Genomic DNA, 24531 nt, shown 5'->3' on the forward strand with positions numbered 1-24531 from the left:
CGGCGCGCCTCGACGGATCTACGAGTGGTCAACTCCCCTATGATTCCCCCTCATGCGGGGTCATTCGGGGTCATGCAGGTTCATGCGCGTTCACAGGCGCCACGTCGTGCGAGTGGGATGAAACATGGGAGAAGTGACCGTCGCCGAGGCCGACGCGCTCGCGGACCGGGCACACGCCGGACAGGTCGACAAGATCGGCGTACCGTACGTCGACCACGTCCGCGCCGTCGCCGCCGGACTCGCGCCGCTCGGCCCGGCTCTGGAAATGGCCGGTCTGCTCCACGACATCCTCGAGGACACCGACTGCACCGCCGAACAGCTCCGCGCCCTCGGCATCCCGGACCGGGTCGTCCGCATCGTGGAGGACGTCACCAACACCCCTGGTGTCGCTTACGAAGAGAAGATCCGGCGCATCACCTCCAGCCGGGACGCCACCCTGGTCAAGATCGCCGACAACGCGCACAACTCCCGTCCCGACCGCGCCGCCCGACTCTCCCCGGAGCAGCGGGCACGCCTCGCGGCGAAGTACCGGGCCGCGCGGGACATCCTGTGGCCCACCGTCGATCCCGAGCAGATCGAGACCATCGTGTCGATCGTCAACCCGGCACTCCTCGACGAACTCCGCTGACGGGCGGGGCGACGGCAGGCGCCGGAAGCACGGCGGGAGGCGCCGGTGGTACGGCGGCAGGCGCCGATAGCACGTCGGCAGATTGCTCCAGAAATTCTGGAGAACCCGCGTAATGCTCGCGCGGTAGCGCGCTCTCTTCCCATGTCCGGGCGGCGTACCGGACCGACCAGGGCTCGCGGAAGCCGACCCTTCCGCGCGTCCGAGGTTCGGTCGTCCGCCCATCCGCGCGTGACGTCGTCACGCCCAAGACATGGAGGGGCCATGCCTGCAACCCGGGTGACAGAGGAGTCCCCGACCACTCGACGTCGGCGCGCTCCGCAGCTCCCGCTCCCGGCGACCGGTGCGATCGGCGGCGGGGCGACGGTCAGCGTCCTGGCGTACGTCGGTGCCCCCTGGTGGGTGGTGCTGTGCTCGGTGCTGTGCACGGCGATGGCGAGCGTCGCCGCCGTACTTCTGCCGCAGGAGTCCAAGGACCGGTCCGCCGTGGTCCAGGGGTACTTCCGCCACCGCGAGCGGATGTACCGACTGAGGCGTGAACCGTCGCAGCGGCGAGCGGAAGAGAGGGCCGAATGACGGTTGTACGCCCCCGACCGTCACGAAGGGCTGAACGGCAGCCGGACAGGCCCAGTTGCCGCGCGATCCACCGCCCGTGCTCAACGACCGGGCGGCGGTGGCGCGATACGGAGGTACGCCTCCAACTCGGCCGCCCCGGCCAGCATCGCGCGCCCGCGGGTGGCCAACCGGTCGTGCCAGTCGCGCAACGTGGCCTCCAGCGGCTCGGGTCCGCCTGCCGCCCGGACCTGGGCGATCAGCGGGGCGATCTGCTCCAACAGGTAGCCTCCGCGCCTGAGTTGGTGTGCCAGCCGGGCATCCCGTACGTCGGCCTCGCTGTAGACGCGGTACCCGGTCCGCGGGTCGCGGCGCGGGCTCACCAGCCCCGCGCGCTCCCAAGTGCGCAGCGTGGCGGGGTGGATGCCGAGGCGCCCTGCCAGCGGGCCGATGAACCTGACGGGCCCGGACGGCGCGTCGGGCTCGGGTGGCGCGGTCGGTTCCAGGCCGCCGAGGGCGCTCTCCACGGCCTGGAGGGTCCGCCGGTCTTCCAGGAGTTGCGCGTGACTCTCGTCGATGAGACGGAACGCCTCGTCGACCGCGCCTGGTTCACGGCCCGCATGATCGACGCCGCCGTCCGATGGCCGTGCCCGGGTATCAGGGCGAGGAACGCGCGCAGAGCCCGCGCGTGCAGCGACGTATAGGTGCGGTAGCCGTGAGGTGTGCGGTCGGCGGCCGGAAGGATGCCGGCCTCCTCGTAGTTCCTGACCGCCTGCGTGGACAGACCGTGCTCGCGCGCCAGATCGACCGGCCTGAGCTTGAGCCGATCGCCGCTTTGAAGGTTTCGCCCCATGACCCTGACGATATCGAGCGAAAGTCTCAATCGAACGTTCAACGATACCGTTGAAGGCATGGCTCCTGACATCAAGGACACCGCCCACCCCATCGACGCCGACGCCGTCATGAGACTGCTCCCGGCCCGGCCCCGGCTGCTCGCCCTGGGCGAGCCCACCCACGGCGAGAACGCTCTGCTCGACCTGCGCAACGAACTCTTCCGACAGCTCGTGGAGCACGAGGGCTACCGGACGATCGCGATCGAGAGCGACTGCATGGGCGGCCTGGTCGTGGACGACTACGTCACTTCGGGCACAGGCACTCTCGACGAGGTCGTGGAACACGGCTTCAGCCACGACTGGGGCGCCCTCGACGGCAACCGCGAACTCGTACGCTGGATGCGCGCGTTCAACGACGGTCGGCCCGCATCGGACCGGCTCCATTTCGCCGGGATCGACGGCCCGTTGGAGATCACCGGCGCCGCGAGCCCCCGGCAGGCCCTCACCGCGCTCCACGGCTACCTCGCGGCCCGGGTGGACGCGGACCTGCTCCCGTGCACCGTGGACACACTCGACCGACTGCTCGGCGCCGACGAGCGATGGACCGACTCCGCCGCGATGACGGACCCGAAGCAGTCCGTGGGGCAGTCCGCCGACGCGGATCAACTTCGGCTTCTCGCAGATGACTTGGTGGCGCTGCTCGACCAGCAGGCGCCGCATCTGCTTGCCACGACCTCGCTGGACGCCTTGGACCGGGCGCGCCTGTACGGACGTACCGCCACCGGCCTGCTGCGCTACCACCACGGGATGGCGGACACCTCACCGGCCCGCATGACACGACTCTGCGCCCTGCGGGACCTGATGATGGCCCACAACCTCCTCGCCCTCGCCGCTCGCGGCCCGGTACTCGTCCACGCCCACAACTCCCATCTCCAGCGGGAGAAGAGCACGATGCGGATGTGGCAGGGGCCGGTGGAGTGGTGGAGCGCCGGTGCGCTGGTGAACGCCCAACTCGGGGAGGAGTACGCCTTCGTGGCGACGGCCCTCGGCACGATCCGGCACCAGGGGGTGGACACACCACCGCCGGACACCCTCGAAGGACTCCTGTACGCGCTCCCGGAAGACCGCTCCCTCATCGACGCACGGCAGATGGCCACCACCCTCGGCGACACACCGCCCGCGCCCCGCGTGTCCCCCTGGTTCGGCTACGCCCCGCTCGACCCGGCGCACCTGCCCGGATTCGACGGCATCGTGTTCACCAAGGACGTGTGCGCGACGCCCTCCTGATCTCGGCGCCCGGAAACGGCGTCCGCTTGCTCTCGTTGACCAGGCAGCGGGCGAACTCGCCCATGACCATGGTGGCTTGGGCATGCCGATCGATGATCGCGGCGATGTCGCGCGGGACGTCATCGGGTCGACGGCCGGCAATCCACTCACGCAGGAACGCCTCGTGGTCCGAACCGCCGCGCAGCCTCTCGGGCAGGTGGTAGCGGAGCAGATGGCGCATGGTGTGGCCGTGGTCGTAGACGAGGTGGTCGGAGAGGAACTCCGCCTCGGCCGACGCCAGTTCGAAGTCGGAGCTGAGGGCGAGTCCGAAGTCGGCGAAGTACAGCGTTCGGCCGTCGGTCAGGAGATTGCCGAAGTGGGCGTCGAAGTGGACGAGTCCGCGCGAACTCATGAAGGCCGTCCCTCGTGCGAGGGCCTCCTCGACCCACAGGTACGGCGAACCCACCCCGCCCTCCGGCGCGGTGGTCAGGTGGTCGTGCAGCCAGTCGGCGAGCGTCTGCGGGACATGCTCCAAGAAGAGCACCAGGCTGGCCGAGGACCGGCCGATGGCCTCCAGACGCTCGCGCACGGCCGACGAGCCCTCCCAGTACTTCACCGCCCCGTCGATGTCCCCGAACACGTCGGTGAACCCTTCGGGAGGGGAGTCCGGCAGGATGCGCCAGTGGTACATCAGCGGAAAGCCCTCGTACTCGTTTCCGAGGACCCAGTGGGTGGTCATGATGTGCGCGGCCAGCTCGCGCCAAGCCCCGAACCCGGCCGAGCCCACCCCGTACTGGTAGAACATCGGCAGTCCGAAGAGGTTCGCCGTCGACCGTACGTTCTCCGGCCGCAACTCCCTGTCCGTGAGGGGGACCCGCTTGACGAACACGCGCGTGCCGTCGATGTCCAACTCCGCTGATCTGCCACCGACACCGGAGCCGAGCGGGGCAGCGGCGGCCACGGCCTCACCGAGCCGACGGTCACTCATGAGGGACAGACGTGTGGCCACGGTCCCGTACGTGGCGAGCCGCGCGGCATAGCGCGCATCAGGGTGGTGCATCGACGACTCCTCGGGCCCGGAACCGGGGCTTCGATCCTCTCGCGAACGCGGCCACGTTCGCGAACGCGGCCGAGCCTATCCCCGCTTGAGCAACCTTTCCGCATACGGGCGCAGTTGCAGGTGGACATGCGGGGACGGTGTGCGGAGGTCTCCGTGGAACATCGAACTGCGGACTGTCCGAGAAGTGCTGTGCATACGCGAGGCGTTGCCTGACCCCTGGTTCAGGAAGGAGGACGTAGGGGACTGGGCGAGGGACCCTTGCGACCCGACGGGTCTGCATGTCGGCGTTCACGCGCCCGATCTCTCCGGGCTGCTGTTCAACTGCCGTGCCACGACTCTCGACCAGCGCGCCGACGACCACACCGTTCTTGTGTACGTGCGCCGCGGGCATCGCGACGGGGCCGAGGAGCGACACGCCTCCTGGCTGGCCGAGCAGATCGGTCGGTCCGTCATCGGCCCGCCACAAGAGCTCTGAGCCGCGCCTGTCAGGGCTCCGACGGGGCCGCAGCATCCGTCGGCGGCTTCGCGGTCGCGGTGCTGCGGGCAGCGCGTTCGGTGTCCGCGTCGCCCTCGTCGTCGTCTCCTCCGGTCGCCGCGTCCCTTGTCTCCGGGCCCTCTTCCTCGCCCTCGTGTTCGTCCGGAGCGGCCTGGACGCCCACTCCCTGCGAGGCCGAGACGGTCTGGTCGACCGCTCCTCCTCCGCCGTCATGGTCACTGCCCGCCGTGCCCTTGCTCAGCGGGGCCAGCACATTGGCCGTGCGGTCGACTTCGAGCCAGGAGTCGGCGTTGGAGTTGTCGATAGTGATCAGGGAGGGGCCGTGATGTGTCTCCATGCCACCCGCAGGGGCGTCGGCCCAGGCGGTTCCGGCGGTCAACTGGCCTTGGCAGAGCAGGCCGAGAGCGGCCACCAGGGCCGCGCGCGCCTTCGATGAGGTGGGTCCCATGTTCCAGAGTTCCTTTCCGACCGTGCGGTCCTGGCGGTCGGGTGCATGAGTGCGGGGGCGGTGCGGGTGGCTTGGTGCCATCGGCCGCCCCCGCAAGTCCGGTGGTCGGGCTCCGGCGGTCCGGAGACCGTACATGGTGTGGGTCAGGCGAGCGTGGGCTCGTGGACCGGGTGGTGCCTGCTGATGTTCCGCTCCAGCAGTTCCGTCGACCGCCGCACCCCGATTCCCGTGTCCGGATCGAACTCGGGAAGCCGCCCATCGGCTCGCTTGAGGTCCGTCAGTGCGGTGTCGATAGCGGAGTGCGCGGCGAACAGGCAAGGGGTGCTGTAGATGGCCACCTGGCAACCCAGTTCGGTGAGTTCGGTGAGCGAGAGCCGGGGTGACTTGCCGCCCGCGATCTGGTTGAACAGCAGCGGCTTGTCACCGATCACGTCGCGGATGCGCTTGATCCACTCGACGCTGCGGACCCCGTCGACCAGGACGACATCCGCGTCCGTCGCGGCCAACGCCTTGGCCCGACGCAGGATCTCGTCCTCCTCCGTGGCGTCCGTGCGGGCGACGACCACCAGGTCCCGGCGGCTCTCCAGCACGAGGTTGAGCTTCTCCAGGTACTCCTCCAGCGGCAGCACCTGCTTGCCGTTCGCATGGCCGCACCGGCGGGGGCGCTTCTGGTCCTCCAGGATGACGCCGGAGGCGCCGATCCGTTCCAGCCGCTGCACCACATGGCAGGCGACCTCCGGGTCCACGTACCCGTCGTCGATGTCGACCAGGAGGTGGTGGGAGGGGAAGGCCAGGCGCAGCCGTTCCACGAAGGCCAACATGTCCGGCCAGGCGATGAATCCGATGTCGGGAAGCCCGTAGTGGGAGGCGGCGAAGCCGAATCCGGACACGAAGAACCCGTCGTAGTGCCCGGCCACGACGGACGCCGAGTACATGTCGTAGATGCCGATGAGCGGAGTCGTTCCGGGGGACCGGACTTCCTTCCTCAGCACACTTCCGTAACGCATGACTTCTCCTTGAGGACCTGGTGTTCCAAGGGACGGGGCGAGAGCGGTGGTCGCTGGGTGGCCCGTGATTCCGGGCATCGTCGGCCGGAGTGACGGGATTTCGGTCATTGGGGAAACGGCGGCGGCACTCGGTTCGAACGGGACGCGATCTGCCCTCTCGCGAAGACACGCATACCTATACAGACATGACCGTCCCTATACCTACGGACACGCCGTTCTTGACCTTGTGTACGACCCTCGCGGGTAGGCGTCGCGGATCCGGTTGACGTGCTCGTCGGAACCGTGTTGGCCGTGTTGTACGTGCTCGCCGGCGCTGCTCCTGCGGCATGGTCCGCGCAGCGGAGTTCGCGCCCCCTCCACCCAGCGGGTGGATGCGTATGGCGCCGTCGGTGTCGATCCGGCCGATGGCATCGGCCTGGTTGAGGGTGAACCACAGGGCGCCGTCGCCACCCGCCGTGATCGCCGAGGGGAACGCGCCGCGGACGGGCAGGTCGTACTCGGTGACTTGCCCGTCCGGAGCGATCCGACCGATACGGTCGGCCAAGGTCTCGGTGAACCACAGGGCGCCGTCCGGCCCTTGGGCGATTCCGAAGGGGCCGCATACGGGCGTGGGCAGCGGGTACCCGGCGACCACACCGGCGGTCGTGACACGGCCGATCCGGTGGGGCCGGTTCTCGGTGAACCAGAGCGCTCCGTCCAGGCCGGGGATGATGACCATGGGCCCGCAGTCCGGCGTCAGCAGGTACTCGGTGTGTTCACCGTCCAAGGTGAGACGGCCGATCCGGCCACTGTGGACCTGGGCGTACCAGAGCGCGCCGTCGGGACCCGCGGTGACCGCGTACGGGCCCCTCTCACGGTCGGCGACCTTGTGTTCTTCGATCGAGACGTCGGTGGTCACCGCAAGTCCCTTCAGGGCATGCCGAACGAGTCGGTCCACCCAAGGGCGGTGCTCGTCAACCGGGTGGCGGGGTGTCGGAACGCAGGAACGCCGGTGGGGTGTCATGCCACGCCGGGATGTCCAGTGCGTTCAGGGCAGAGACGATGCGCTTCTCCTCGTACACGAAGTGCGTCTCCATCAAGGCCGCGAGGCCGTCGATCTCGCGCTGGATCTCGATGGGGTCGCGGTCCGTGTTGCCGAGTTCGGCGACGAGCGCCTCGAGCCGTCGCAGCGATTCCTCCACCAAGTCATGGTCTTTGCGCAACTCCTCGATGAAGGCGGTCAGTTCGGGGTACTGCGCGGCAAGTACGTCGAATGCCGTGGCGTCCTCGCCGTGATGGTGCCGGTGCAGTGCCGAGCAGAACGTGAGGCAGTTGGTCCGCAGTTCGCGCAGCGGGGCGCCTTCAGTGAGATACCCCTCGACGTTTCCGCGGAGGGATGCGAGTTCTTCGCGAAGCCAGAGGTGTACTTCGATCAGTTGTGTGCCGAAGCCTCTCAGGCGTTCGTCAGATGTGACCAAGGTGAGTCCATTGGTTCCACGCCTCCATGCCCACGACGGTCTCTTTGCCGGGTGCACTGCGACGCTGGCACAAAGTTCTAGCGGCGAGCCGATTCGCCTGTCAAGCACATTCCTGTCCCTGAGCCGGCCAACCGTTCCCTTGCGCAGCACCCCGACCTCACATCACAACGCCCCGACCTGGAGCACGAGTTTGCCCGTAGTGGCACCCGACTCGATACGACGGTGGGCCTCGGCGGCCTGCTCCAGCGGCAGCGTCTCGACCTGCACGCGCAGGTCTCCCGAAGCCGCAGCCGTCACCGCGCGGCGCAGTGCTCGGCCCGTCTCCCGGGGGAAGTCGGCGGAGAACGCGGCAAGGTTGAAGCCGGAGACGGTCTTGTTGGTGAACCACAGTTCGTTCGCCGGAACACCGACGTCCTCCGCATCCGAGGCATTGCCCATGACGACCAGACGTCCCATGGGGGCCAGCCGGTCCAGACTGGCGCGGCGGGTGGGTCCACCGACCATGTCGACCACGACGTCGAACTGGCCGGCGTCGGCGACCCGGTCCCGCAGGATCACCTCGTCGTAGCCGAAGCGCTTCGCGGTCTCCACCTTGGCTTCGCCGCCGACGGTTCCGACCACACGCCCCGCCCCCAACAGCCGGGCAACCTGACCGAGTTGGCTGCCCACTCCACCGGCCGCCGCATGGACCAGAACGCTCTCACCGGGGGCGAGCCGGGCCACCCGGTGGAGCACGAGCAACGCGGTGGTGCTGTTGGACGGCAGCGCCGCGGCGACGTCCATCGCGAGACCCGAGTCGTCCAGCGGCGCGACCAGGTGCGCCGAGGTGACCACCACCTCGGCATAGCCGCCGCTGTCGACGATCGTGAGCGCGGCCACCGGTTGCCCCACGGTCAACCCCTCAACTCCCTTGCCGATGGCTCGGATCCGGCCTGCCACCTCGATACCGGGCACGAACGGAAGGGGTACGTCGACCACGCCGCGCCGGTAGAGGACCTCGGCGAAGTTGGCGCCCGCGTAGACCACGTCGATGGCGACCTGGCCCGGCCCGGGGTCGGGTATCGGCAGGGTGGCCACGCGCAGTGTCTCGGCCTCGCCGAACTCGGGGATGGTCACGGCCGTCATCTGCGTGCTGCTGGTGTTCATGCCATCGATCCTGCCGGTCCCGGCAACACGGTGGGCAGTGCCTGCTCATCCTGGGTGTGCCACCACCAGGCTTGCGTTGCCGCAGTGCGCGTACGCAGAAGGCGGCGGATCGGCTCTCAGGACCTCAGAAGAACGAGATGGGCGGCAACGACCTCGCCCCGCCCCTGTGACACGCTGTGCACCATGGGATGGACTTTCAAGCTGCACGCTGGTGTCGCCCTCGGGCTGGGTGCCACGCTCTTGTCGCTGGCCACGCTCACGTGGCTACCGGGGGTCCTGCCGCTCACCGGCACGAGCAGCCTGGGCGCCGCGGCGTTCGCGCTGGTCTTCCTGACCTTCGTGTCCGCTCTGGTGCGACTGATGCCGAGGGGCCCGGACAAGCACGCGATCTGGCTGGCCTTCCGGTGTCTGCCCGGCAAGGTGCAACTGACACTTGGCGCGATGGCCCTGTGGGGCGTGGTGCTGGTGGCCTTCAGCATGGCGACAGAAGGGAACCTGCAGTCGGCAGAGATACGGAACGGCCGCTACGTCGCCTTCGACATGACACCCCACGCGCGCGGCACGGTCGAGATCTCCCGGAGCCAATACCAAGCCGTCCTGGAGAACGACCACCGCACCATGCTCGCCATCCCAGGCGTGCTGGCCCTCGGCGCCGCCTACGCTGTGCTGGCAGCCGGAGAACTGCACCGAGCGGACAGGGAGACGACATGAGCAGCGCACTTCTCGTGATGGACGTCCAACAGGCCATCGTGGACGCCGTGGACCACGACTCCGGATACCTGCCACGCCTGCGCCGGGCGATCGACGGGGCCAGGGCGGTGGACATCCCCGTGATCTACGTGGTCATCGCGTTACGTCCCGAGTTCCCCGAAGTCGGCACGCGCAACAGGGCACTTGCGGCCATCGCACAGGCCGGTCTCTACATCGAGGGGGCCGCCGGTACCGAGATCCACCCCGAGGTCGCGCCCCGGCCGGGCGAGGTGGTGGTCACCAAGAGACGGGCGAGCGCGTTCTCGGGCAGCGATCTCGACGTGGTGCTCAGGGCACGCGGCATCGACAGCCTCGTACTCACCGGCATCGCCACCAGCGCGGTGGTTCTCTCCACCCTCTGCCAGGCGAACGACCAGGACTTCGGCCTCACCGTCCTGCCCGACGCCTGCCTGGACCCCGACCCCGAGGTGCACCGGGTCCTCGTCGAGCGCCTGTTCCCACAGTGGGCGGATGTCGTCACCGTCGACGACTGGCTCAAGACCATCGCCCCTCACTGATGCCGCGAACGCGCCGACTATCACCTGAACACGCCGACTACTGCGAACACGCCGACCATGTGGGGCCGTTGGTGCCCTGAGCGCGGGTACAGGCGAGCGTCGTGTAGTGGCGTGTGGCGGGCATGGTGGTGTGCTCCGTGACGAGAGCCCGCGCCCGCTCGGACAGCGGCGGCCGGTCGATCCTGCCCTCACCGGCACCGGGAACCAGCGCCTCGGCCACCTCACCGGCCGTCGGCCGCTGTTCCGGGTCGAGGTGAAGGCACGACCGGATCACCTCCACGAAGTCCCCGGGCAGCCCGGCGAGTTCGGGCCTGCCGGCCCGGATGTTGGCGACCACGGACGGCGTGTCCCGACCCCACGGGCTGCGCCCCAGCGCGAGGCGGGCGAGGACGGTACCCAGGGAGAACACGTCACTGGCAGGCGTGAACGTGCGCTGCTCGCGTAACTGCTCGGGGGAGGCGTACGCGTAGGTTCCGGCGAAGCCGCGCCGCGGCTCGGTGAGCCTCGCGATCTGGGCGATACCGAAGTCGATGACGCGCGGGCCGTCCTCGGTCAACAGGACGTTGGCCGGCTTGAGATCGAGGTGCACGATGCCCTCGGCGTGGATGGCGCTCAGGGCGACCGCGATGCCCGCCCCCAGCGTGCGCACCAGGTCGACGTCCAACTGCCCGCAGCAGTCGGCGAGTTCCTGCAAGGAAGGCGCTGCCACGTACGGCACCGCCATCCACGGCGTAGAACCGTCGGTGTCCGCCGCGATCACCGGCACGGTGAACCGCCCGTCGACCCGCTGGGCCGCTCGCACCTCATGGGCGAAGCCCTGCTTGATCGGGGGAGCCGCCGCGAGGTGCGCGTGGAGCGTCTTGACCGCGACCATCAGCCCATCGGTGTCCTGGCACAGGTAGACCCGCCCGAAGCCGCCCTCGCCGACGCGCTCCAGCACCTCGTACGGGCCGAAGGCCGGTGGCCGGTCCACCCCGGCGGCGGGCCGTGCCCGCTTCATCTCCCGCCACGTCCCGATGGCCGCGGCCTGCCCGTGCCACGCGACCCGGCCGTCGGCTTCCGCGGACACCCGCTTCCGCGCGTCCTGTTGACCCATCGCGCGCCGCTCGTCCTGCACCACGACGACCCGGATCGCCTCCGGCTCGCCCTTCCGGAAGACGTACGCATCGATCCGTACGTTCTCCTCACTCAAGCGGGAGACATAGACACCCGACACCCCCAACTGCTCGCACACAGAGACCTCTTCGGGGGTCGGCCGGAGGTCGTCGCGAGCGAAGCAGAGGGCCGTCGCCTCGTAGCCCTGCCGAGACAGGTCCCGTAGCACGGCCGCCCACCGCTCCTCGGTCCATGCGCGCCAAGTCAGGTCGTCCGCGCCGTCGTTCACGACCGTGAGGCAGGTCGCGTGCGAAGCGCCGGGCTCGCGTGCGAGTACCGCGCATGCCGCCGTGGGCGCGGCCTGCACGACCTCGCCCAACAGCGTCGCGGTCCGTTCCGCCATACGAAGTACCGTGCGCCCGGCCATCTTTGCCAGCTCGTCGCGCTGGCCGCGAAGGATGTCGTACTCCGGTGAGCCCGGCCCCTGCCCCTGCAACTCCATGCACGCGAGCACCTTCCCGAAACAGTCGACCGCCGTCGTGAAGTCCTTGGCGCTCACCGCCGTCTTGGCCTGCGCCACGCGTGCGGAGAGGGTACGGGAGCTGCCCGCCCCGTAGAGGTGCTCGCACCGCGCGGCTATCTCCCCGTACATCCGGCCCGCGCGCGGGAAGTCCCCCGAGGCCTCGACCGCGGCGGCCGTTGCGAGGAGGTCCCGCAGCCCTTCGTCGCCGCCCTCGTTGCCGAACGGCAGCCCGCCGGAGACCTCGGCGTAGCGCTGACGGGCGACGGTGACGAGCTGGTGGCCGGGGCCGAGTTCCTGCTGGGCGGTCCGCAACATCCCGGAGAACGCGCGCAGTGCTGCCGCGTTGTCGCCGCTCATCTGCTGCCAGTAGCCCACCTCGCACAGCAGCGTGAGCGCCTTCTCGGTGCGGCCTTCGCGCTCGGCGGACCGGCGCATGGCTTCGTAGCGGCGGACGGCCTCCTCGGATCGGCCCGACCGCCCGTGCCAGTGGGCCAGTTGGTGCCGAGCCAGCTCGGTGTCCTGATGACGCGGCCCCTGTAACCGCTCCCGGTCGGCCATCAGTTGCGTGAAGAGGCGCACCGCGACCTCCGGTTGTCCGGACTCGCCGGTCCAGTGGGCCAGTTGATGCCGTAGCGCCAAGGTGTCGATGTCCTGGGGGCCGAGGACGCGTTTGGCTCGTGCGACGAGTTCCGCGTAACGTTCGGCGGCTTGCTGCGCACCGTACTGATGCCCCGTCAGCTCGGCTGCCCGGCTGCCCTCCCGCAGAGAGGCGACGAACTCCTGCCGGGGAACAGCGCCGGTATCCGACCCCGCCCCACGCCGCTTGCCGAACCACCCCATGAAGCCACCCCGTTGCCAGAGCCGGACCCGTCTCGAATGGTCAGTATGCGCTACCCAATCGTTTGCGCCAATCGTTTGGGCAAGGATGTGCGATGAGCTTGGCGGGAACGAAACCGGCGGGCGATCGGGGTGGCGTCACGTCGCCCCGATCGCCGTTCACCGCCTACCGGTTGCTGATCACAGCAGACTTGGCCCGATCGCCGTACCCGTGGAGGCCCGCACCACGAGATCGGGCCTGAGCGCCTCCGAGGCGACGGGCTCGCCCGCGATACGGCGCAGCAGCAGTCGTACGGCGCGTCTGCCCTGTTCGGCCATCGGGGAGTGGACGCTGGTGAGCGGGACGGGCAGTTCGGCGGCGAGGGGCGTGTCGTTGAACCCGGCGAGCGCGAGGTCTTCCCCCAGCCGCAGGCCCAGGTCGCGGGCGGCGCCGATGGTGCCGATCGCCGCGAGGTCGTTGACGGCGAAGATCGCGGTCGGCCGGTCCGACCCGCTCAGCAGGTCGACGGCGGCCCGGTGCCCGCCGGTCGTGTCGAAGGGGCAGTGCCGCACCCGGTGGGTGGGCAGCGGCAGTCCGGCCTCGCGGTAGCGGTCGACGAAGCCGGAGGTGCGGTCGGTGCCGGTACTGGCGAAGGGCTCACCGGCGATGACGGCCACCTGACGGTGGCCCAGGGCCAGGAAGTGCTCGGCCACGAGTCGCCCGCCCAGGTGGTCGTCGCATGTGACCGCTGGATGACCGGCGTCCGTACGGCGGTTGACGAGGACGAAGGGCGCGCCGCCCAGGCCCGGACCCGTGCCACCCGGAGACGTACCGCGCAGACTCTTGCCACCCGGACCCGTACCGCGCAGACTCTTGCCACCGGGACCCGTACTGCGCAGGCCCTCGCCACCCGGACCCGGGTCGGTCAGCGCGGCCCCGTCCAGGTGTGCGTCGCCGATGATGAGGCCGTCCACGCGGCGCCCCAGGACCATGGCGATCCGCTCGCGCTGGATGGTGGGGTCGTCGTGGGTGTTGGTGACGAACGTGGAGAGCCCCCGCAGGGTCGCCTCCTCCTCCACACCCTCGTAGATCGTGGCCACCACGATCTCCGACAGTCGGGGGAAGAGCACCCCGACGAGGTTGCTGCGCCGCGTGCGCAGGCTGGTGGCGTGCGGGTTGGGCCGGTAGCCGAGTTCGTCGGCGAGCTCGCGGATCCGTCGTGCTGTCTCGCCCGATGCCGCGCGAGCCTGCTCCCCGGACGGCCCGTTGAGGACTCGCGAGACCGTCGACACATGCAGCCCGAGCTGTTCCGCGATCCCGCGCAGTGTCACCGGACCGCCGTCGCCTGCCATACCCGTCTCCCACCTCGCCGTTGGTGAACCGCCCCCCATTCTCCGCCAACGGCGCACCTCGGCGAACCCGACGGACAACTGCCCCGTTGGAGAACTACTGCGAATGTCAACTGATTTTGAAGGTACGGAAGTCGACTTCGTACCCGTGATCTTCACTCGTGATCTTCACCACTCCATTTCAGGGCGTCCGCACAGTACACTCCCACGGCACCACAGGAACTTGATAATGAGAGAAGGCGCAGTGCAACAGTCAGTGCGACGGTTATTGTCCGTTTTCTTTTCCGGCCTGCTGCTGGCGATGGGGTTGTCACTCCTGCCCGCGGCACCGGCTCAGGCGGCAACGGTCTCCGCGGATGCGGAGAATGTCGCCAAATCCGCTGGTGAGAGATATGCGTTGAGATCCGAAGCCAATGGGCTCTATGTCTCCGTCGACCCGGACAACAACGGACGGATGACGGCGAATGCTTCCACGGTGGGCTCGAAGGAACGATTCACGCTGCACACCAATCATGCTGGAAAGAACATAGCCCTGCGTTCCGAAGCGACCGGATTCTTCGCCACGAGCGAACTCGGAGCGACCGACAACTACAAGGGGATGATGCAGGCCAGAGGTGGTTCCATCGGGACGTGGCAGCAATTCACTGTCGAATCCCGCGAGTCGGACGGACCGATGCAGATCGCCCTCAAGTCGGTGGTCAGCGACAACGAGAAGTACATCAGCGTCGAACACGCCTCTGAGGGCGACGACAAGGACATGCTGCGGGCGCGCGCGTCGAGTGTCGGCAGTTGGGAGCGGTTCACGCTGCTGCGACTGGGTCAGGCCGGAACGGGCGGAGGCGCTCCAACTCCCGCCGCCGCGCCTGCTTCCGACCTGAACGTCATGACGTGGAATGTCTGCGCCAACAACAACCCGAACTGCTGGGACGAGAACCTGGCGGGCAAGGACCAGGTCAGCGCGGAGATCGCGGCTCGACTGCCGCAGCCGGGCAGCGATCACGAGATCCTGCCGGACGTGATCTTCTTCCAGGAATTCTGCGAGAAGCACGCGAAGCCGGTGGAGCAGGCCTTGGAGGCGCGCACCGGACGCGAGTGGGATGTGCGCTTCGCCCCGACTCAGTACAGCCTGGGCCAGCTCGGTGAATCGATCCTCGGTCAATACGGTGTGATGGCACAGAAGGAATGTGCCAAGGCGGACGGACTCGACCGGGGCTCGTTCGGAGTGGCGTTGGCCGTGCCGGCCGCCAACACGTATTACAAGGGGTACACGCTGCAGTCCCCTGTCTCGTTCATATGGAAGGGCGAGGACACCAAGGCCGAACAGCGTCCGGCGCTCTGCGCGGACCTGCCGGAGCGTGCGGTGCAGGTGTGCACCTCCCACTTCAGCGCCGGTGAGGGGCTCGACGATCCGGACGGCGTCTACCGGAAGAAGCAGGCCGCGGAGTTCACGGGCATCACCGAACTGGCTCCCGCGGGTTACCACACGGTGTTCGGTGGAGACCTGAACTCGGTGCCGCCGGACTCGGGTTGGGGCGGTTCCGACGGCAAGAACAGCGGTGTGCTGAGCACTATGTACGCGTCGTACCGTGAGTGCGCACAGCTCGGAGACCTGAACGCCGCTCGTAAGGGCCCGGCCACGGCGAACGCAGGCGATGACGGCAAAGCGACGATGAAGATCGATTACATCTTCGCGCAGCGGAATGCGCCGTTCAGGAGTTGCGCGGTGTCCAGCACGCACGGTTCCTCGGACCACTGGACGCTGTACGGAACGGTCGCCCTGCCGGCTTCCTGAGCCGCCGTACGACCGTGCCGCCGCGCCTCCTTCCTTCTCCAGGAGGGGGCGCGGCGGTGGGACGCGGTGTGCGCTTCACCCGCAGGAGCGGCCGACGACCTCAGCCGAGGTTCAACCCGTCATCACCAGCGGGCCCTTGCCGCCCCACCACTTGAGAGTGACTGTCCGTAGGAATGCTGCACAATCCGTGACGAATCTTCTAGAGTCACAACGTCGTCAATGCCGTTTCTCTGGAGGATTCGTGGCAACCTTCCCGACTCGTCTGGCCATGCTGGGTTCGGCCGCGGCTCTGACCGCGGCCGTCCTCGCGCCCGCGCAGGTCGTCGGCGCGCAACACGCCGCCGCGGCGGCAGCCCACCAGTGGGTCGCCCTCGGTGACTCCTACACCGCCGGGGTCATCCCCGCGGCCGGTGACACCTTCGAAGTCCCGCGCGACGGCTGCGAGCGCACCGACCGGTCCTACCCGCAGGTCATCGACCGCGACCTCGGCTCACTCTTCGACCTGACCAACGTCAGTTGCGGCGCCGCCACCATCGACGACATCACCTCCAGAGCCCAGGAGCCCATCGGGCGTCACCTGCCACCCTTCTCCGAAGACCCGGACTACCCGTTCCCGGCGGTGCCTCCCCAGTCCGCGGCGGTGGGCCCCGGCACCGACGTGGTCACCGTCGGCGTGGGCGGCAACACCCTCGGCTTCGACGCCATCCTCTTCCAGTGCCTGCAACTGGGCGCGGGCAGCGACGGTGTCGGCACTCCGTGCCGCGACGAACTGGTCGACGAGATCCCCAGCAGGCTGAACAGGGTGAGCAGGGACTACGACGAGATGCTCACCGTCCTTCACGAGCGTGCCCCGCACGCGAAGATCCTGGCCGTCGGCTACCCCACGATCATTCCCGAGGACACCTCCACATGCCGGTACAACGACTTGGAACAGTTCGGCTCGATCACTCCGGGCGACCTGGACTGGCTGCGTCAGGACGTCCTGGAGCCCCTCAACAGGGTCATCGAGAAGTCGGCCGGCGCGCACGACGCGGCCCGCTTCGTCGACCTCTACAACTCCTCCCGGAACCACAGCGTTTGCGACACCGGCAAGTGGGTGGAGGGCATCTTCACCCGCGTCCCTGACCAGCCTGCCCTCGTACACCCCAACGCCAGGGGCCACCACAACGCGGCCGACCACGTCGCCGCGGCGATGCTGGACACCATCGACGTGGGCTGATTCCGCACCAACTCCTGCTGCCCGCCCAGGGATCGAGGTCCCTCGCCCGTCACGTCACCGAAGCCGGTGCCCACAGCAGGTTGCGGCACCGGCGGGCGGCCCGTGGACCGACGGTCAGGTGGGCGCGGGCGTGCACGACGGTGCGGGCGAGAGCCCGCCTGGACACCATCTGATCGCTGATCGCTGATCGCTACCGTCGATACCGCGGAGCGACGCAACACCCTGCGGGAGGAGGCCGAGGCGCTTCGCTCCCGCATCGCGGCAGCGCAAGCATCCCTCGAACCGCGAACTCCTCGAATGCGCCCTCGGCTGCGACCATGAGATCGTTACCCGATGCGCCTGGACGAGGACGAAGGTCAGGAGCAGCGCCGACTCGCACCCGCCAACCCCGCCGACGAGGCACCCACCGTACGGGACTGTGGCTGCTGACCGCAGGTGACGACGGCGTCGACGGCGGAGGTGTCTGTCCGGCAACTGGGCTCTGATGACTCTGGACGCCGCGGCCGCCATCCCCGTACCCGACCAGCCCCGCCGGGAATGAGCGGAGCTGAGACGGGATGGGGCCGGTCGGATTCGAACCGACGTCCTCCCACACGCAATGAAGGCGCGACAACCTCTGCGCTACGAGCCCCATCCCGTCAACGATCATACGAGCCAACTGCGCTGCGCCGCACTCGGATTGGCGAGCCGACGACGGATCACGCGTAGTCGGTTCCGCGAACTCGGCGGGGCGCAGCTCGCGCTTGCGCTGAGGTCAGGAGTACCGGTGGTAAGCCTTGTTCGCGATGCGCCAGCCGTCGGCGACATGGACCAGCAGGAAGATGTCCGTGAAGGTGTCCGCGCCGTGCGAGAGCGTCATGGTCGCGGTCGCGACGGTGCCGTGGACGTCTATGGCGTCGATGCGGCGGGAGCGGGTCGGTTCGTCCGGGCTGGTCTGCCGTGGAAGAGAGCGCAGTACTCGTCCAACGGCCATGAGACGAACGCTCCGTTGCGGACTCCCTCGACGTGGGCGGTAGGCAGGAACGCGTCGCGGAAGTGGGAGGGGTCGCCGGTGGCGTGTCCGCGGATGTAGGCGCGGAGCGGTTCGAGTACCGCGTCCTCCACGGCGGGGGTTGTGGCGGCGACGGCGATGTCGGCCTCAGGGTCGGCAGGGGTGTCGGCCACCCCGGCCGCGCTGCGCAAGGGGGTGTTGGACGCGGCGGCCAGCAGAGCCATGTCCTTGGCCAGCGCGCCGATCGTGAACTCTGCCGAGGACGCGTCGGGTTGGTCGATGAGGAATGGGCGTTTGCGGGCCACGAGCCCGCCGAGCGAGGAGAGTTCGAGGATGTCCAGCACCTGGGCGCGGGGAAGTCCGAGAGCCTCGGCCTGCCGCAGTGAGTCACGCAGTGCGAGAACGGAGCCCGCAAGGCCGTTGTTGGCGATCAGCTTGAGCCCGGCAGCCGTGCAGGCGCCATCAACTCGTCTTACTGTGCCCAGCGTTGTGAGAACGGGGCGTACTCGATCAAGCGCGTCCTGGTCGGCCTCGGCGGCGGCGATGATCCGAAGGGCCCCGGTAGAGGCCGCCGGTACAGAGCCGAGTACGGGCGCGTGGACGTACGAGGGGCCGAACTGCCGGGCCAGCTCGGATGCTTCGGCGGGGGCGATGGTGCTGGTGTTGAGGACGATCGCGTCCGTTCGCAGCGAGTCACGGACCCTGTCGAGGACTTGGCGGCAGGCCGGACCGTCGAACAACGCGAGGATCACGAGGTCCGCTTCGGCCACGGCGTCGTTCGGATCGCTGGTCGTCCGGACGGTGGCTGAGGCACGTCCGGAGCGTGTCCAGCCGACAACGTCCCAGCCCTGGGCAGCCAGTCGTGTCGCGATCGCGTCGCCCATGCGCCCCAGGCCGAGGACGGCGATCGTGTGCGGTGTGGTCATGCCTGCCAGCGTGGTGCACCGCAAGGACTGCGACAAGCGCAGAGTTCGTAGGCCTGCCCTGCGGAACTCGCATACTGTAGAGGCATACTGGCGTCATGGACCTGACGGTGTGGCGAACCTTCGTGACAGTGTGCCGACTTGGGTCGCTGTCGGCGGCGGCGGCCGAGCTGCATCACACGCAGTCGGCCGTCTCCCGGCAGATCGCCGGGCTGGAGCGGCAGCTCGGCGTGCCGTTGATGGAGCGCCATGCGCGCGGGGTGCGTCCGACGCCTGCCGGTGAGGTGTTCCGGCGCCACGCACTGGCCACGCTCAACGAGGCCGACCGCGCCGTACGTGCCGTACGAGACGCGGTCGACGGGGCGTACAGCCGACCGCTGACCGTCGGCGCCACACCCTCCCTCGCCGCAGGCATCGTCCCCGAGGCCGTCCGCTCCCTGCTGAAGCAGGACGGACCTCTCCGGTGGACCCTGCACCCCGGCCTGAGCGCACAACTGCACCATCGCGTGATGACCGGCGATCTCGACATCGCCGTCGTCACCGACGCGCCGCCGGGGCTGCCCCATGATCCGCGGGTCGAACGCCGGTTCCTCGGGCTGGACGACATGGTCGTCGCGCTGCCCGTCGACCATCCAGAGGCGGGGCGCGGCCCGATACACATGCGGACGCTCGCCGAGCAGACCTGGGTCGAGGACAACGACGGCTCGGCGGCGCTCCTGCGCCAGCACGCCGCCCGCGCCGGAGTCAGCGCCCGTATCGACCTCACCGCGGCCGATCTGCCCGGCAAGCTGGCGCTGGTCGCGACCGGCCACGCCATCGCGCTGATACCCGGGGTGCTGACGCGTGCGCTGCGGCCCGACGTCACCACGGTGACCCTCGTCGACCCCCCGACCCGTGGCATCTACACGATCACACCACGTCGCGACCCCCACCCCAGCACAGCGTCCCTGATCGACCAACTCCTCACAGCCTTCGCCCCGGTCCGTACCCCGGCGACGCCGGACCGGCCAGACGCCACAGCGATGTGACCTCCGCGGCGCGGGCAGCGTGGAGGGGATCGGTGCGGTCCGAAGCACGCGGATGCCGCGGCCTGGTGTCGACCTTGTCCACCACGCGCAGGCCCGCCGCGCGGAAGGCGGTCAGCAAGGCGCTGCGCGTCCTGAGACCGAGGTGTTCGGCGAGGTCCGAGAGGATGAGCCAGCCTTCACCCCCTGGTTCGAGGTGGGAGGCCAGCCCGTTCAGGAAGCCGTGGAGCATGGCGCTGTCCGGGTCGTAGACGCCTTGCTCGACCGCCGAGGTCGGCCGGGCGGGGAGCCACGGCGGGTTGCAGACGATGAGGTGGGCGCGGCCGTCGGGGAACAGGCCAGGCCCTACGACATCGATGCGTTCGGTGAGCTTCAGCCGGTGGACGTTCTCGCGGGCACAGGACAGGGCGCGCGGGTTGATGTCGGTGGCCACCAGGCGGTCGAGTCCGCGGTGGGCGAGGGCGACGGCGAGTACGCCTGTCCCGGTGCCGAGGTCGAACGCGGTACGAGGCCCGGCGCCGTGGGCCACCGACGCGGGCAGTGGCGTCCGCGCGACCAGGTCGACGTACTCGCCCCTGACCGGGGAGAACACACCGTAGTGCGGGTGGATACGAGCGTTGATGGCGGGCACCGCCACACCCTTCTCGCGCCACTGCTGCGCGCCGATCACACCCAGCAGTTCGGTGAGGGAGACCACCATGGCTTCGTGCGGTGAGCCGTACGCCTCGACGCACGCCTGACGCACATCGGGGGCTCTGCGCAGAGCCAGGGAGTAGTCGTCCTCCAACAGCACGAGGAGCCTGCCCAGCACGCGGGCCCGGTGGCTGCGGGCCCGGCGGTGCAGATGGAAGGACTCGCCCGGGCTGTCACCCGCGCGGGGAGGCTTGCGGTCGATACGGCGGCCCATCGCGCGCAGGAGCTGGCGCGCGTTGTGGAAGTCGCCCCGCCACAGCAACGCCGTGCCTTCGCAGGCCAGACGGTAGGCGGTAGCCGCCTTCGTACGGTCATCGGCGACGACGACCCGTCCGGGAAGCGAAGCGGCGCTCTCGGAATGCCAGCGGGCGGAACGGGCCGTGTGGGCTTCGGTCCAGTAGATGACGGACACCACGAACTCCTCGTGATCAAGCGTGCGTTGGACGTGCAGGGGCACGAAGAGCGTTTCGACGAGGAGCGAGAGAGACGGCCTGTGTCACCGCACAGGCGCGCGTGTCAGGGCAGGCAGGACTACCGCTCCCGCGTCGAAGCGCGAGAGGAGAAGTCGCCGAGAACCATGCCGAGTGGTGTCACGACAAGCCCTTTCAGAGAGATGGGGCAAAAGGCTCCCACAGCTCTCTGGGCACAGGCAAACTCCGCTATATGGACGCCACTTACGAGGGAGGAAACGGGAGTCGACGTACGAATGGAGGAGAGGGGCGGTCGACGCCGACTACGGTTGCCGCGCATGACCAGTACCGAGATCGAGATCACCGCGGAGCTGATCCGGGATCTCCTCCGCGACCAGCACCCCGACCTGGTCGATCGCCCATTGAAGCTGGGGGCGCGTGGCTGGGACAACCAACTGTGGCGACTGGGTGACGACCTCGCGGTCCGGCTGCCCTGGGCGACGCAGTCCGCGGACGCGTTGCTGCACAAGGAGCACACCTGGCTGCCCGCCCTCGCGCCACGCCTCCCCCTGCCGGTCCCCGTCCCCCAGCGCCTCGGGGAGCCCTCCGAGCGCTTCCCGCGGCTCTGGATCGTCACGACCTGGGTGCCCGGCTCGCCTGCCGATCGTGTCCCGGTGACGCGTGCTACGGAGGCGGCCGAGAGCCTGGCCGTCTTCCTGACGGCCCTTCACCACCCTGCCCCCGCCGAAGCCCCGGCCGGTCGAGGCCGCGGAGGCCCGTTGACCGACTGCGCGGAATATTTCGCCAAGTGGCTGTCCTCGGCTGCCGAGTTGGGGTTGGTCCCCGACCCGGCGGCCGTTCGCGCGGTGTGGGAGGACGCGGTGGCCGCCCCCGAGTGGGCGGGCCCGGCCCTCTGGCTCCACGGCGACCTGCACCCGGCCAACATCCTCACCGCAGACGGGACCTTCTGCGGTGTGATCGACTTCGGCGACCTCTGCACGGGCGACCCGGCCTGCGACCTCGCCGCCCCGTGGCTGCTGCTGCCGGAGGAAGCCATGGACCACTTCCACGGCACCTACCAGCCGACCGCGGACGCGGCTACCCTGCTCCGCGCCCGCGGCTGGGCGGTGCTGCGCGCACTCGTAGGCATCCTCATCGGAGACGCGGGCGTCCATGGACGCCCCGGCGGCAAACCGACCTGGGGACCACCTGCCCACGACGCACTACGGCGCCTCATCACAACCGTCCGCTGAACGAACGGCCTTGTACCGCTGGTACGAGAACGGCCGGACTTGAGTAGCCGTACTCAGGCGTGCGGCTGTCGCCCGTATCAGCATGGTGAATATGCTGATACGGGTGGTGGATATCGGCTTGGCGGTTCTGCTCTTGGCATTGGACGCGGCAGCACTGGCCGCCTTCTGGTTCGCCGAGGGACTGAGACAGTGGGCGGCCCAGGGGCAGACGGTTCCGAGCGCGGCGACTCGGTTCCTCCAGACGGAGGGGGTGGGGGCAACCGTCTTGACGGCAGCGAGCTACGGCCTCTTCCGCGCCGGCATGCCGGTGGCCTGCGCATCTCAGGCACTCATAGCCGCGCTCCTCGTCCTGATGCTGATCCTCAGCGCGGCGACCATATGCGGCAACCGGGTCGGGAGTTGGCATACACGACGTCGCCTACGGCGAGCCCGCCGCCGCTGGCACGAGTGTCAACGCGAAGGCAGCAAACACACACCTCCTCCGCCCCATCGACGCCGCCCGCGGTGACATGTCACCGGCCGCTGAGGCTGATCGCGCGCAGGAGGGGTACCCCTGTCGGGCTTGCGTAGACCCGGCTGTTCCGGACACGAAGGCGTGCGCCCGCGAAGGACTTGCGGCATCATCGGTGGGTGATCACTGTTCGACCTGGGCTGGAGATCCCCAGCCATGAGGGCTTTGACCTCTGGCCGATCTCGCAAGTCGAGCCCTATAGCTTCCTGGCGCTCGACGGAGCGATGACGCCGGACGACGTCGGTACCGCGGTGATGGCTCTGGCTGCCTGCAATGACATCGATCCTGGAGCCGACCGCCCACCGCGCCCTGACGATCCGCTCGGTGGCTTCCTCCACGGGCTGCTGACCAGGGAACCGCTGTTCGCTGCGGGCGGGTTGGAAGTGATCGACAGCATCACCGGTACCCGTCTTGTGCCGGGCTGTTGCAGTGGGCTTGAGGACCGAGGCGACTGGTGGGGCGTCCTCGACGGTGACGGTTCCGCTGCGTGGCTCGGTCACGACCCCTCACCCACCATCGAACGCCACGGCCCCACGGTTCGCCTGACCGTCGACTCCGACGCGGACACCGCTCAGTGGATCGACGTGTCCGTAACGGAACTTCGCCACCTGCTGACGGGGGTGGAGAAGGATCTCGCCGACTTCCTGTACCTGGCCACCCGCTGGGCCACCGGGCAGCTGTCGGATCACGCGGAGCCCGTCGGCCATGCGCTTGCCCGCGCCTTGACACTGCCACCGCGGAACTGAGTGCGGGAGCGCAGGCTGGTACGGGCGTACCGGCCGGTCGTACCCACGACGCGCTTGAACCGGTCGTGCCACGGCGCGCTTGAAGTTGGACGGCGCCCCGCTCTCGGTCATCCCCTGCACGGTCGTCGACGCCCGGAGCGTCGGCATCACGGTCGTGACCGACCGACCAGGCTCGCATCGATGAAGTTGCCGGATCCGCCGAACGCCGCACGCACCTTGCCCTCGTGTTCAGGCGTGTGCTGCCACAATGCCTCTTGATCATTCCATTGCCTGAACCGCCAGGGAGAACATCATGCCGAAGGTCCGACTGGTCACCAACCACGGTGACATCGTTCTGCAGCTCGACGCCGAGAACGCCCCGAAGACGGTCGAGAACTTCGTCCAGTACGTCACGGACGGCCACTACGACGGCACGGTCTTCCACCGGGTCATCGACAACTTCATGATCCAGGGCGGCGGCTTCGCGCCCGGTATGAAGCAGAAGAGCACCCGCGCCGCCATCCAGAACGAGGCGGACAACGGGTTGAGGAACAACAAGTACAGCGTGGCGATGGCCCGCACGATGGAGCCGCACTCGGCGACGGCCCAGTTCTTCATCAACGTCGCCGACAACGACATGCTGAACCACAGCGGCAAGAACATGCAGGGCTGGGGCTACGCGGTCTTCGGCGAGGTGGTGGAGGGACGCGAGGTCGTCGACGCGATCAAGTCCGTCGCGACCGGCTCCAAGGGCGGACATCAGGATGTCCCGAAGGAGGACGTCGTCATCCAGCGCGCCGAGATCGTCGAGTGAGACGGCAGGTCCGCCGGCGGGAGCACTGGCGGCCTGCGCCAAGCTTGATGCGCTCTGATCCGAATCCGGTCCCGTGCAAGGGGACCGGAGTTCGTGCGTTGGTAAATCACCCAGCCCGTACGGTTAGTTGTTGTTATTGACCTTGGTGTAGGCGGCGCTGTAGCCATTGGGGCAGTAGAGGGTGTCGGAGCCGTCGCCCGTGTGCCAGAGGCCGTTGACGGTCACCTGGGCGT

22 protein-coding genes, 1 tRNA gene and 2 pseudogenes are annotated in these 24531 nt (G+C 68.8%); 13 read left to right on the plus strand and 12 right to left on the minus strand.

What is annotated here, in order from left to right:
- Nucleotides 1-124 precede the first annotated feature (124 nt).
- Nucleotides 125-628: an HD domain-containing protein gene (locus tag NGF19_RS23465; protein ID WP_252427234.1), complete on the plus strand. Its 504-nt coding sequence runs from the start codon at nucleotides 125-127 to the stop codon at nucleotides 626-628.
- Between the two features lie 261 nt (nucleotides 629-889).
- The gene (locus tag NGF19_RS23470) at nucleotides 890-1201 is read left to right on the plus strand and encodes a hypothetical protein (protein WP_252427236.1); all 312 of its coding nucleotides are present in this window, start codon (nucleotides 890-892) and stop codon (nucleotides 1199-1201) included.
- An 80-nt stretch (nucleotides 1202-1281) separates the two neighbouring features.
- On the opposite strand, the pseudogene NGF19_RS23475 reads toward NGF19_RS23470, so the two are convergent.
- Nucleotides 1282-2030 (minus strand): annotated as a pseudogene (locus NGF19_RS23475) (TioE family transcriptional regulator).
- Between the two features lie 58 nt (nucleotides 2031-2088).
- Between NGF19_RS23475 and NGF19_RS23480 the strand changes: the two are divergent.
- Nucleotides 2089-3297, plus strand: a complete 1209-nt coding sequence (locus NGF19_RS23480; protein ID WP_252427238.1) for an erythromycin esterase family protein — start codon at nucleotides 2089-2091, stop codon at nucleotides 3295-3297.
- Here NGF19_RS23480 and NGF19_RS23485 read toward each other — a convergent pair.
- Nucleotides 3266-4336, minus strand: coding sequence for a protein kinase family protein (locus tag NGF19_RS23485; protein WP_252427240.1), 1071 nt, complete (start codon nucleotides 4334-4336; stop codon nucleotides 3266-3268). The genes NGF19_RS23480 and NGF19_RS23485 overlap by 32 nt on opposite strands.
- Nucleotides 4337-4520: 184 nt before the next feature.
- Here NGF19_RS23485 and NGF19_RS23490 point away from each other — a divergent pair, with 184 nt between their 5' ends.
- Nucleotides 4521-4811 (plus strand): hypothetical protein, encoded by a 291-nt coding sequence (locus NGF19_RS23490; protein WP_252427242.1) that lies wholly within the window; start codon nucleotides 4521-4523, stop codon nucleotides 4809-4811.
- Nucleotides 4812-4821: 10 nt separating this feature from the next.
- Here the strand turns inward: NGF19_RS23490 and NGF19_RS23495 are convergent, their stop codons facing one another.
- From NGF19_RS23495 to NGF19_RS23515, 5 genes are all read right to left on the minus strand, one after another.
- Nucleotides 4822-5280, minus strand: a complete 459-nt coding sequence (locus tag NGF19_RS23495) for a hypothetical protein (protein ID WP_252427244.1) — start codon at nucleotides 5278-5280, stop codon at nucleotides 4822-4824.
- Nucleotides 5281-5423: 143 nt separating this feature from the next.
- Nucleotides 5424-6287 (minus strand): isocitrate lyase/PEP mutase family protein, encoded by an 864-nt coding sequence (locus NGF19_RS23500; protein ID WP_252427246.1) that lies wholly within the window; start codon nucleotides 6285-6287, stop codon nucleotides 5424-5426.
- A 175-nt stretch (nucleotides 6288-6462) separates the two neighbouring features.
- The gene (locus tag NGF19_RS23505; RefSeq protein ID WP_252427247.1) at nucleotides 6463-7185 is read right to left on the minus strand and encodes a Vgb family protein; all 723 of its coding nucleotides are present in this window, start codon (nucleotides 7183-7185) and stop codon (nucleotides 6463-6465) included.
- Nucleotides 7186-7240: 55 nt separating this feature from the next.
- Nucleotides 7241-7744, minus strand: coding sequence for a hemerythrin domain-containing protein (locus NGF19_RS23510; protein WP_252427249.1), 504 nt, complete (start codon nucleotides 7742-7744; stop codon nucleotides 7241-7243).
- 162 nt (nucleotides 7745-7906) lie between these two features.
- Nucleotides 7907-8890 (minus strand): quinone oxidoreductase family protein, encoded by a 984-nt coding sequence (locus NGF19_RS23515; protein ID WP_252427251.1) that lies wholly within the window; start codon nucleotides 8888-8890, stop codon nucleotides 7907-7909.
- A gap of 183 nt (nucleotides 8891-9073) precedes the next feature.
- On the opposite strand from NGF19_RS23515, the gene NGF19_RS23520 reads away from it, so the two are divergent.
- On the plus strand, nucleotides 9074-9601 hold the full coding sequence (locus NGF19_RS23520; RefSeq protein ID WP_252427253.1) for a hypothetical protein: 528 nt from the start codon (nucleotides 9074-9076) through the stop codon (nucleotides 9599-9601).
- Complete coding sequence (locus tag NGF19_RS23525; protein ID WP_252427255.1) at nucleotides 9598-10158, plus strand: cysteine hydrolase family protein; 561 nt, start codon at nucleotides 9598-9600, stop codon at nucleotides 10156-10158. The genes NGF19_RS23520 and NGF19_RS23525 overlap by 4 nt, the downstream gene beginning before the upstream one ends.
- Nucleotides 10159-10195: 37 nt before the next feature.
- Here the strand turns inward: NGF19_RS23525 and NGF19_RS23530 are convergent, their stop codons facing one another.
- Together NGF19_RS23530 and NGF19_RS23535 are read right to left on the minus strand one after the other, a co-directional pair.
- Nucleotides 10196-12616, minus strand: a complete 2421-nt coding sequence (locus NGF19_RS23530; protein ID WP_252427257.1) for a protein kinase domain-containing protein — start codon at nucleotides 12614-12616, stop codon at nucleotides 10196-10198.
- 177 nt (nucleotides 12617-12793) lie between these two features.
- The gene (locus NGF19_RS23535; protein ID WP_252427259.1) at nucleotides 12794-13945 is read right to left on the minus strand and encodes a LacI family DNA-binding transcriptional regulator; all 1152 of its coding nucleotides are present in this window, start codon (nucleotides 13943-13945) and stop codon (nucleotides 12794-12796) included.
- 241 nt (nucleotides 13946-14186) lie between these two features.
- Between NGF19_RS23535 and NGF19_RS31025 the strand changes: the two genes are divergently transcribed.
- On the plus strand, nucleotides 14187-15734 hold the full coding sequence (locus NGF19_RS31025; protein ID WP_252427261.1) for an endonuclease/exonuclease/phosphatase family protein: 1548 nt from the start codon (nucleotides 14187-14189) through the stop codon (nucleotides 15732-15734).
- A 241-nt stretch (nucleotides 15735-15975) separates the two neighbouring features.
- Nucleotides 15976-16953 (plus strand): SGNH/GDSL hydrolase family protein, encoded by a 978-nt coding sequence (locus tag NGF19_RS23545; RefSeq protein ID WP_252427263.1) that lies wholly within the window; start codon nucleotides 15976-15978, stop codon nucleotides 16951-16953.
- Nucleotides 16954-17511: 558 nt separating this feature from the next.
- Here NGF19_RS23545 and NGF19_RS23550 read toward each other — a convergent pair.
- Both NGF19_RS23550 and NGF19_RS23555 read right to left on the minus strand, forming a co-directional pair.
- A tRNA-Ala gene (locus tag NGF19_RS23550) sits at nucleotides 17512-17585 on the minus strand.
- A gap of 122 nt (nucleotides 17586-17707) precedes the next feature.
- Nucleotides 17708-18870 (minus strand): annotated as a pseudogene (locus NGF19_RS23555) (nuclear transport factor 2 family protein).
- A gap of 95 nt (nucleotides 18871-18965) precedes the next feature.
- Between NGF19_RS23555 and NGF19_RS23560 the strand changes: the two are divergent.
- Nucleotides 18966-19895: a LysR family transcriptional regulator gene (locus NGF19_RS23560; RefSeq protein WP_252427265.1), complete on the plus strand. Its 930-nt coding sequence runs from the start codon at nucleotides 18966-18968 to the stop codon at nucleotides 19893-19895.
- Here the strand turns inward: NGF19_RS23560 and NGF19_RS23565 are convergent.
- Entirely contained in the window at nucleotides 19831-20997 is a 1167-nt protein-coding gene (locus NGF19_RS23565) for a methyltransferase (protein WP_252427298.1), read from the minus strand. The genes NGF19_RS23560 and NGF19_RS23565 overlap by 65 nt on opposite strands.
- Before the next feature lie 336 nt (nucleotides 20998-21333).
- Here NGF19_RS23565 and NGF19_RS23570 point away from each other — a divergent pair, with 336 nt between their 5' ends.
- The 4 genes from NGF19_RS23570 (at nucleotide 21334) to NGF19_RS23580 (ending at nucleotide 24298) form a co-directional block, all read left to right on the plus strand.
- A complete protein-coding gene (locus tag NGF19_RS23570; protein WP_252427267.1) occupies nucleotides 21334-22248 on the plus strand; it encodes an aminoglycoside phosphotransferase family protein in 915 nt (304 codons plus the stop codon).
- Between the two features lie 91 nt (nucleotides 22249-22339).
- On the plus strand, nucleotides 22340-22756 hold the full coding sequence (locus tag NGF19_RS31165; RefSeq protein WP_372505741.1) for a DUF6234 family protein: 417 nt from the start codon (nucleotides 22340-22342) through the stop codon (nucleotides 22754-22756).
- Between the two features lie 122 nt (nucleotides 22757-22878).
- Nucleotides 22879-23505, plus strand: a complete 627-nt coding sequence (locus NGF19_RS23575) for a hypothetical protein (RefSeq protein WP_252427269.1) — start codon at nucleotides 22879-22881, stop codon at nucleotides 23503-23505.
- A gap of 292 nt (nucleotides 23506-23797) precedes the next feature.
- Nucleotides 23798-24298 carry a peptidylprolyl isomerase gene (locus NGF19_RS23580; RefSeq protein ID WP_252427271.1) on the plus strand — a complete coding sequence of 167 codons (501 nt, stop codon included), beginning with the start codon at nucleotides 23798-23800 and terminating at the stop codon, nucleotides 24296-24298.
- The last annotated feature ends 233 nt before the right edge of the window (nucleotides 24299-24531 follow it).

The sequence above is a fragment of the Streptomyces macrolidinus genome (assembly GCF_023887685.1).
GTDB classification, from domain to species: domain Bacteria; phylum Actinomycetota; class Actinomycetes; order Streptomycetales; family Streptomycetaceae; genus Streptomyces; species Streptomyces macrolidinus.

Coding starts and splice junctions, on each gene's coding strand:
- NGF19_RS23465 (WP_252427234.1), top strand. CDS start 125: ATGGGAGAAGTGACCGTCGCCGAGGCCGACGCGCTCGCGGACCGGGCA.
- NGF19_RS23470 (WP_252427236.1), top strand. CDS start 890: ATGCCTGCAACCCGGGTGACAGAGGAGTCCCCGACCACTCGACGTCGG.
- NGF19_RS23480 (WP_252427238.1), top strand. CDS start 2,089: ATGGCTCCTGACATCAAGGACACCGCCCACCCCATCGACGCCGACGCC.
- NGF19_RS23485 (WP_252427240.1), bottom strand. CDS start 4,336: ATGCACCACCCTGATGCGCGCTATGCCGCGCGGCTCGCCACGTACGGG.
- NGF19_RS23495 (WP_252427244.1), bottom strand. CDS start 5,280: ATGGGACCCACCTCATCGAAGGCGCGCGCGGCCCTGGTGGCCGCTCTC.
- NGF19_RS23500 (WP_252427246.1), bottom strand. CDS start 6,287: ATGCGTTACGGAAGTGTGCTGAGGAAGGAAGTCCGGTCCCCCGGAACG.
- NGF19_RS23515 (WP_252427251.1), bottom strand. CDS start 8,890: ATGAACACCAGCAGCACGCAGATGACGGCCGTGACCATCCCCGAGTTC.
- NGF19_RS23520 (WP_252427253.1), top strand. CDS start 9,074: ATGGGATGGACTTTCAAGCTGCACGCTGGTGTCGCCCTCGGGCTGGGT.
- NGF19_RS23525 (WP_252427255.1), top strand. CDS start 9,598: ATGAGCAGCGCACTTCTCGTGATGGACGTCCAACAGGCCATCGTGGAC.
- NGF19_RS23530 (WP_252427257.1), bottom strand. CDS start 12,616: ATGGGGTGGTTCGGCAAGCGGCGTGGGGCGGGGTCGGATACCGGCGCT.
- NGF19_RS23535 (WP_252427259.1), bottom strand. CDS start 13,945: ATGGCAGGCGACGGCGGTCCGGTGACACTGCGCGGGATCGCGGAACAG.
- NGF19_RS23560 (WP_252427265.1), top strand. CDS start 18,966: ATGGACCTGACGGTGTGGCGAACCTTCGTGACAGTGTGCCGACTTGGG.
- NGF19_RS23570 (WP_252427267.1), top strand. CDS start 21,334: ATGACCAGTACCGAGATCGAGATCACCGCGGAGCTGATCCGGGATCTC.
- NGF19_RS31165 (WP_372505741.1), top strand. CDS start 22,340: ATGCTGATACGGGTGGTGGATATCGGCTTGGCGGTTCTGCTCTTGGCA.
- NGF19_RS23580 (WP_252427271.1), top strand. CDS start 23,798: ATGCCGAAGGTCCGACTGGTCACCAACCACGGTGACATCGTTCTGCAG.